Source organism: Sphingomonas sp. TF3 (genome assembly GCF_003985085.1).
In the GTDB taxonomy this organism is placed as follows: Bacteria; Pseudomonadota; Alphaproteobacteria; order Sphingomonadales; family Sphingomonadaceae; genus Sphingomonas.
The window spans coordinates 1-8,506 of record NZ_RWKS01000051.1 but is presented as its reverse complement, the minus strand read 5'-3'; the positions used below and the strand labels follow the sequence as shown (position 1 = coordinate 8,506).

Genomic DNA, 8,506 nt, shown 5'->3' with positions numbered 1-8,506 from the left:
TCTGTGGAGAATCGATAAGTTCATATGACGCTGGCGGTTGCAGGCGGCATCTGGTGACCGTCGAGAACCATTAATCTCATTCGCAGAATCGGTTCTCGATTCGTCGGTGGCTTCCGAGAATCGATAAATGATTCTGCCCCCGGATTACTCGATGCTGCAGCCGAGCGCGCGATATCCGGCCTGACGCTTGGCGGCCATGCGCGAGAGCATCGGAACCGCATCGTCGACATAGTCATAGACGAGCACGTCGGTTTTCCCCGCGTGCCGGCGATGCAGGCGCCCGACATACTGCGCGAGCGTCCCTTTCCAGGAGATCGGCATGGTCAGGAACAGCGTGTCGAGACGGTCGTCATCGAACCCTTCGCCGATATAGCGACCGGTTGCGAGGATGAGCCGCTCCTCGCCGTCAGGCACACGCAGTGCGGCGTCCGCTGCCTTGCGTTCCGCCGCGCTCATTCCACCCCGCAACACCACGAGATTTCGCACGAACCGGGATAACCGGCCCTGTAGATATTCGAGATGGTCCTTGCGCTCCGTCAGGATTACCGGCGACCGCTTCGCCTCCAGAGCACGCAGCACGTCATCGAAGATAAGATCGTTTCGGGCCTCGTCCTGCGCCAGCGCGGCATAAACCGCCGGCATTGGCGGTCTGTCCATGATCGCGAGCGGCTGCGGCAGCCGGAATGCCGTGCGCCGTTGCCGTGTGCGATGGGCGATCCCCCGGCGAGCGGCCTGGGTTCGCGCATCTACCCGATAGCGGATCGGGCCGCATTGCATGAAGATGATCGGCTGATGCCCATCCTTGCGCGCAACCGTGGCGGACAGGCCGAGCACGAACCTGGCCTTGGCGCGCCGGGCTACAAGTTCGAAGCTCGCCGCGGACAGGTGATGGCATTCGTCGACGATGAGGTGACCATAGTCGCCAACCAGATCCGAGACCTCGCCGCGCCTTACGAGGCTCTGTATCAGCGCCACGTCGATCACGCCTGTAGGCTTCCGCTTGCCACCGCCGATCGTCCCGATCAGCTTCGGATCGATATCGAGGAACGTTCGCAGCCGTTCGACCCATTGGCTGAGCAGTTCTTTGCGATGGACGAGCACGAGTGCATTGACCTGCCGCTTTGCGATGAGGTGTGCGGCTACCACCGTCTTGCCGAACGCCGTTGTCGCGGCCAGCACCCCATCATCATGCGGATCGAGCGCGTCGACCGCCTTTTGCTGGGGTTCTTCGAGATCACCCTGGAACGACAGACCGTCCGGGAGCGGAGTCCCTGCCATTCGCTGGTCGTCGATCCTGACAGTGCTTCCATGAGCAGCTATAAGCGTGACCAGTTCGTCGAGGCATCCTCGCGGCAGCCCGATATGTTTCTGGTGAAGCTCCGCGCAGGAGATGATCCTCGCCTTGCCGAACGTCGGCAGGCGCATCGCCTGCGCCCGATAGAACTCGGGATTCTGGAACGCCGCGAGCCTGACGATCTGCGCGGTTAGCGACGCGGGCAACCCTGTCCGGTCGACGTAAACCTGATCGCCCAGCACGATCCCAAGTGTCTCGGGCAGCGGTTCGGTCACAGGCAACAGAGACGGCCGCCGGGATGGCGTCATCCGCCAGGGCTCGGCGGCGTGCTCGTCCTCCACCGGCATCCGCACACCCAACACCCGCCCGCGCATTTCCGCGTCGGCCACAATGCGCGCGGCATCGTGTGCATCCAGCTGCGACAGCGAGGACAGGAACGCCCATTGATCGGGATAGGGGTGCAACTGCTCATCCACGAACAGGCTGTTTCCCCGCCGGCGGGCGTGCCCCTGCAGCGGCAGCGCGATCAGATTGCCGAACCCGCCGAGCGGCATGGTGTCCTGGCTCGGGAAGAAGCGGTCATAGGAGCCGAACCCAATCTCCGGACGCCGCTCCATCGTGTCGGTCAACAGCGATGCGCCAAGAGCGCGGGCGGTTCGTGCCGGCACGGCGTCGGCGAAGAAGATCCAGACATGCCCGCCATTGCCGGAACGGGATCGCTCAAGTGCCGCAGGCACTCCTCGCAGGCGGCAGGTTTCCATCATGGCCAGCGCGTCCTCGGCCCAGCTTGCCTTGTCAAAGTCGGCCGCGAGGAACCGGCAGCTCTCGTCCGCAAGCAGCGGGTAAACGCCCGCCACGAAGTCGCCCGCGTCGGATCGCGATGCCGCCCGCCCACGCAGATGTTTGTCGATCACCTCGTCCGTCACAGGCAGGAACGCCTGGTGTGCGCACTCGCCGCATTTGACCTGCGGCTTGTCGCAGAGTCCGCGTTTCCATTCGTTGCCGCAGGCGGGTGCATAGCCACCGCGCCCGGTCTTGCGATTGTCCCAGCGCAGCGGGAAGACATCCTCGCGACCGGCGAACAGCCTGCGGAACAACGCGACCTTCTTATCTGTCGGTGATGTCGCGGTCACCGGAGCGTCGGAGAACAGGGAGATCGCATCAGCTTTTCGGTGCTCGGTCGATTGTTGCGTCGCGACGGCGTCCAGCGCTGCGATCACCGCTGCCCGCTCGTCATCCAGCGCCTTGAGCCGGGCCCGCAGCCGCGCCGCTTCATCCGTGCCGGCGGATCCGTTCACATTGCTGCAGTCGTTTCGGGCAACCGATCACGGTAGACTCCGCGGATCACTTTTTCGGCGCTCTCGCGGTGATAGAAGGGCTGCAGCTTTCGGCTTCCAGCGATCGCCGGCACCAGACCGGCGCTTCGCAGATGTTGATGAACCCTGACGGCATGGGTAGCTTTGCTGGGGATACGCGCCAACTCGGCAGCACTGACGAAGCGCGCGCCGAACGCTTCGACCTCTGCTCGCCGTAAGGCGGGCATGATCCTGAGCGGTGTCTGTTTCCTGTCGATTGTCAGCCACCCCATTTGTTTGAGGTTTGCTACCGTCGGGATGGTCACGCCAAGGTGACGCGCAGCTTGCGCCATGAGCATGAACATTGGATCGTCCTCATATTCGAGGCCGGTGATTACCGCGTCGGTATCGACCAGTATCTGCGCAATGCCTCGTTCGCCGCGCAAGCGGCCCGTAGCTTTGATCTGGCCACGCAGCAGCCCGCCGATAATCGCCTCCGAGGACCTATAACAGATGCGCACGGCTCGCAGGATCGTCTCGCTGCCTGTCGGCGGCACTGTGACGAACGGCGCATCGCCGTGCAAAGCCGTAAGGAAGCGGTCGAGATCTGCCAAACGATACTGCGCCGGGATCGACGCTCCACCAAGCGGGAAGGCGCGGGGAAGATAGTGTCGCGCTATGAGCGCCTTGAACAGCCCGACGCCGACGCCGAGATAACGCCGTGCGTCCTCGGGAGAACAGGACTCGCGGAAGAAGGCCGTCAACGACTCCTCGAGGGATTTCGGCACGACCATACCCCGGGCGTTGCTGGGCAGCGAGTCGATCAACCTCAATGCCGCAGCTACGGTCGCGACCCGTTCAGCGGATACGCCGCAGAGCTTCGCCAGACCGCCTAGCGTGGTGAGATCGCCTTCTGTTGCGGGTTGGCGGAACAACATCGTGCCTGCTGTTATCGGCACATTCTTCACCACATGATTCTTGAGGGTCTCCCGGATTGGGTCGAGAGCCGGATTGGTGGACAGGCCGAGCCAGTATTGCAGACGCCCATAGACACCCACGGGCGTCAGACGCTTGAGCGGACATGCCGCCAGCATCCCGTCCAGCATCTTTTCGAACTGGTCGGGGAAGTCCTCGCAGACCGCAAAGCCCGCCGCCATGGTGCGGGCACGCTCCGCAGGCTCCTGCCGGCGCCAGCTGACGATTAATCTGCCCCAGCGTGCGACCGAGCCCGCCCATTGCATGATCTCGGCGGCGTCCGCGAACGCCAGGCTGTCGAGGAACGCGTGGGAGATGCGGGACCCATCACCAAGCCTGCCGACAAGATAGGCATCGCCGATCCTGCCGTCCGACGTGATCGTTTCAGTACATTCCTGCGTCAGATCGTGCCCACACGTGCAACGCGCTGGTGACAGGTCCGAACGGCGGAACGCGTGCCGACAGGCAGGACATATCGCCAGCAGCGCCCGACCATGTTGAGGACAACTCGATACCTTCGCCAGATCCCACCAAGAGCGCCGCCACGGCCGACAGGCGACCGGCCCGTGACCCTGCTCGATATCCGATCGCATGCAGTCCGCGCAGATACGGGCGAAGTGACAGCTATAGCTGATATTGCCGCTGCGGCTCACAAGCTCACCTGCAAGGACGCTCCCACCCTCGGTCTGCATTATCGAGTTACGGAGCAATGTTTCAAGCGGTACGCCGCTCAGCCGCGCGATATCGTGAAAGCGTCGCCCACGCTCCATATCCCGAACGAAGTCGGTCCGGTTGACCAGCGGCACTTGACGCGCAAATTCCAGCTGGGTTTCACAGCCATGCCGCAGGGCCAGCCGGTTGAACAGTGCCCAGCCTGGCTCGAACGCTGCCGGCCGCACCCGCAACGCAAGTCGAGTTGCCGGTGCTGTCATAATCCCTCGCGCACGAAGGGCCGCAGGGGTTGCGCGCCCCTTCCGCGCAGCTTTGTGACGCGGCTCATATTCCTGGGCGACGGAGGTACGGTGTCGCGCAGCCAGATCTCGCGCAGGCGTTCGGCCGAACACAGGAAGGGGTTGTCGTGGTGAGGCGGGCCGCCGCTTGGAACTGTCGGTTCATCCTCAAGGATCGCATCGAAGTCCAGCATATCCCTGACATCGGGCTCATAAATCGGATGCCAGCCCGCATGAACCTCTCCCAACAGGTTCAGATCGATCGACCGTCGGCCGATCGCCAATGCCACGCTCAGCGCCTGGCTCAGATATTTGGAGACGATCCCGATCTCGCCGCCCGTCGCGACGTAGATGCGTTTCGCCATCTCATGCTTCGCGAGGCCGGACGCATCCGGCAACCCCATCATCTTTTCCATGACGCCGAGCACGCCAGAGAACATCGTGCGGCCGCTCCGGGTCGCCCAGTCATAGGGCTTGAGGATGATCGTCGGTTGCAACCGACGGCGCAGTTGCATCGTCTTCTCGCCCGGCACGGAGATGTCGAGCAGCCGGGGAAGACCCGCGATCACGATCTGGACTTTCACACGGTTGAGCAAAGACTTGATGAACTCGGTCACTTCCGCCGACATGTCAGGATTATTCTCGTTCACCATGTGATGCCCTTCATCGATGAAGATCATCTCGGTGCCCGTTTCCTCGGCATAGAAGGCGATCTTCTCGATCACCTCGCTGGTGTTCCAATAGTCCCGCGCACGATAGCCGTAGGCGCCGAGGATCGCCCCCACCAGCGCCCGTCGCGTCGTCCGTTCCGGTGCCTCGACATAAACGATGCGGCGGATATCGGCATCCTCTGTCGCGCTGTCGGGATAGTCGGCCATATAGTCCTCGAGCGCCGTCGTCTTGCCGGACCCAGCAGAGCCGATGATGAGCAGGGCCCGGGCCTTGAAGCGTCGGCTGTCCTCGCGCGGGCGGTATCGGCCATGTAACTCGCGGATCGCCGCCTTCGCTTCCATGTGCCGCGTATGCGGGATCACCGTGGTCTCGAACGCAAGCACGGCGTTGGGCACCGCTGGCCGTGCCGATAACTTCGCGGCGCGATGATGTGTCATCGCCTCGGGTCCGACCATTGTACAACCAGAGCCTCGATGTCCGCGTCGAGATCTATCACGGGAGGCGACGGCACCGGTGGCTGTTTCGTCGCACGTGGTGCGGTTTCTACCGCCGGTGCCTGCGTTCCTATTTCAGGCGGTCCCTTTTGGCCTTCGATCGGCGTGAAGTAGCGACCGTCGGTCTCGTACCGCGCTGCCCGCGTCTTGCTGCGGACTTTACTCGCCTCACTTTGCAGTTCTCCCGCCGTCTGTTCGGCAAAGCCGCGCGCTGCTTCGAGATCGGCGACCGTCACCGGCGCATTCTTCGGCAGGCTTCGCTTTGCGATCGAGCGATGGATCTTGTGCTGATATTTGGAGACGCCCCGCGATATGCTCTGGTCGACACACGGGATCATCAGCCATTCGCCGCGCTCGTCGTCGAGCAGCCAGACCTCACCCAGATCATAGGGATCATAGCGTAACTCCCAGTCTTTTTCCAACCCGCCGCGGCGCGCCAGCAGCGGTTCGAGCTTCTCCCGATCAGCATAGAGCAGCCCCTCATATTGGATGCCGATGTTGGAGATGCGCCGGAAGAAGGTCTCTCCGGTCAGCCGTACAATATGGTCGAAGTCGGGAACTGGGCGCACCGGGTAAAGCGCGCTGAGTTCTCGCCAGCGCTCGTAGGGCGTGCATTTCAACGTATCGTGGACGCTGTGATGATAGTCATCGACGATCCACTTGAGGATACGACTACGCACATCCTCGAGCGACAGCCTTGCCCGCGCCACCGGATCATAGAGATCCATGGTCCGCGACAATGTCGTGCCTTCCTCATGGCTGAACACCTGCACGCCGATGGTCTGGAACACGCGCTCGACCGCGCCCTTCAACCATGGCATTTTCACCGGCAGATTGACGATGCCGATGTCGAGCATCCTGGCGGCCGACTGCAGCGATTGCGACCGGAACTCCTTGCCGTTGTCGCAGATCAGCCATTCGGGCACGCCGTGGCACGGCCAGTCATGCTCAATATCGGCGAGCCCGGAGAGATCCTTCTTCCACAAGGAATGGGCAAGCGCTCTCTGAAGTGAGGCATAGGACGGCGCCTCGAAGCTCAGATGCACCCCTACGATCATGCGGGTGGCGCGATCGAGAAGCGCGGTGAGCCAGGGCCGCCCCAAGGCGCGGCCGCTGTCCGGATGCACCACCACCAGATCGATCAGGCAATGATCCACCTCCACTTCTTCGAGCGGCCGTTCGGGCGGGCTCCGCCGCTCGAAGATGCCGAACTTCAGCCAGGCGGCGCGCCGGCCGAAGCGACGCTCATATTCCTGCCGCTCGGTATAATTGTCGCGGATAAACACGCGGAAGGTGCGGTCGCTGACCGCAGGAACCTCATGCTCGCGGCACAAATCGACATAGCGGCGATAGGCATAATTCTTCCGCCGCCGCGGCATGCCCAGATACCAGACTTCGACGGCTTGCCGCATGAGCTTGTAGGTATCGGGATCATCGCCGTCCTCGCGCGCATAGCGGGGTTGGCGTGCCCCGCGCCGATGATAGTGCGGTATCAGGAGCCGGATATCGCGGCCGTGCCGGCTCCATATGCCATACCACGCCCGCACTGTGTAAGGATTGGGCCGCGCCGCTGCCTTGGTGCGGCGCGGTTCGCCGTTCCCTTTTCGCCGCTCCGCGGCCATCCGGGCCGCAAGCGCGGCATCCTCGCGTTCCCATTGTTCATGATGCGCGTCGAACACGGCCTCAGCAGCAGCGGCATAGGCGCCCATAAGTGTCGGGTGCTCGCTGCGGATCGCGTCGACCATGCGTACATAGGTGTCCCTGCGCTCGGCCTCGCGGCGGATTTCTTCGGGCCAGAACTCCCAGGTTTTCTCCAGCGTCTCGGCGATCACCTTGGGCAGGCCGTCCGCATTGCAAGGATGATGCGCCAGCCGCCGGGCGCCATAGACGATGTCGATTTCATCGTCGCTCCATGTTCGCGCATCGCTGCCGCTCTGCGGTCGCAGAAGATAGCCACGGCGCTTGCGCTCGATCACCAACCAGAGCGCCACCTGACCTTGATCGTCCCGGATCGAGAGCGTGTCGCCTTGCTGGAAGCGCATCGGCGTTGCGTTCATTTCGCATTCCTTCCCCGCATGAGGACCGTGTCGTCATCGAGCGGTCGATCGAGATCCACCGCAAGCTCGCCGACTGCCACGAGGCCGAGCACAATGTTGACATGCACGGGCCGGCCGCCGAGTGCCTCGGCAGCTGCGCCCAGGTTCGACGGAAAGGGGAGGCGGGTGATTATGGTGTGGATCGCGTGGTGGTTTTCTGCCGCCAGCACCGCCACCGTTGCGCGCAGGCGTCGCGCATTCGACAAGCGTGGCTGTCGCCGGATATCGGTGTCGAGCCACATCTCGTGCCGGGCTCCACGCGCGGCGCACTCGGCTTCAATTGCTCGCAACCGTCCGCCCAATGTCGGGTCAGCCGCCAATCGCGTGGCCAGTTTCACCTGCCGGTAGATGACCTCGCCGCCCACCGTCTCCAGCCGGATATCGGGGGTGTAACGCCGCTGTCGGCCCGCATCCGTCCAAACGAAGGTTTCCGGTTGCACCCCGAACTGCGCAACATCGGGATCGAAGTCGAGAAGCAACAGCGCATCGCGCTCGAGCAGGCTCTCATAAGGCAGCGCATCGCCAGCCTTGATCGACTGATACCAACCCGTGCACGATCTTTGCCCCGGCCGTCCTGCCGGGTTTCGGGCGAACCGCACCGTTGCGCCAGAACGCGAACGGGCAGATTTGTCGGTCACGCCGGCATCCGCTATTCTCCTTAAGGGAACGACTCGAATTGCCGGATCAGTATAACTGCTTCCGCAGAGGGCGTTAATCGGTTCCGCTCAGA

General features: G+C 63.1%; 5 protein-coding genes. All 5 read right to left on the bottom strand.

Translation table 11 applies throughout. From position 1 onward, the window contains the following. Positions 1-144: 144 nt before the first annotated feature. From EJC47_RS20400 to EJC47_RS20380, 5 genes are read right to left on the bottom strand one after another with little or no spacing between them, the layout of a single operon-like run. Positions 145-2,592 carry a TOTE conflict system archaeo-eukaryotic primase domain-containing protein gene (locus tag EJC47_RS20400; RefSeq protein ID WP_126849542.1) on the bottom strand — a complete coding sequence of 816 codons (2,448 nt, stop codon included), beginning with the start codon at positions 2,590-2,592 and terminating at the stop codon, positions 145-147. After that, positions 2,589-4,496, bottom strand: coding sequence for a TniQ family protein (locus EJC47_RS20395; RefSeq protein ID WP_126849541.1), 1,908 nt, complete (start codon positions 4,494-4,496; stop codon positions 2,589-2,591). Before EJC47_RS20395 ends, EJC47_RS20400 begins: the two co-directional genes overlap by 4 nt. Further along, positions 4,493-5,581, bottom strand: a complete 1,089-nt coding sequence (locus EJC47_RS20390) for a TniB family NTP-binding protein (protein ID WP_185867746.1) — start codon at positions 5,579-5,581, stop codon at positions 4,493-4,495. The genes EJC47_RS20395 and EJC47_RS20390 overlap by 4 nt, the downstream gene beginning before the upstream one ends. A gap of 38 nt (positions 5,582-5,619) precedes the next feature. Then, the gene (locus tag EJC47_RS20385) at positions 5,620-7,737 is read right to left on the bottom strand and encodes a DDE-type integrase/transposase/recombinase (protein ID WP_126849539.1); all 2,118 of its coding nucleotides are present in this window, start codon (positions 7,735-7,737) and stop codon (positions 5,620-5,622) included. Further along, positions 7,734-8,414, bottom strand: a complete 681-nt coding sequence (locus tag EJC47_RS20380) for a hypothetical protein (protein ID WP_126849538.1) — start codon at positions 8,412-8,414, stop codon at positions 7,734-7,736. The genes EJC47_RS20385 and EJC47_RS20380 overlap by 4 nt, the downstream gene beginning before the upstream one ends. Between the last annotated feature and the right edge of the window lie 92 nt (positions 8,415-8,506).

Excerpts from the sequence above, each read along its gene's own strand:
- EJC47_RS20395 (WP_126849541.1), bottom strand. The coding sequence starts at position 4,496 with ATGACAGCACCGGCAACTCGACTTGCGTTGCGGGTGCGGCCGGCAGCG.
- EJC47_RS20385 (WP_126849539.1), bottom strand. The coding sequence starts at position 7,737 with ATGAACGCAACGCCGATGCGCTTCCAGCAAGGCGACACGCTCTCGATC.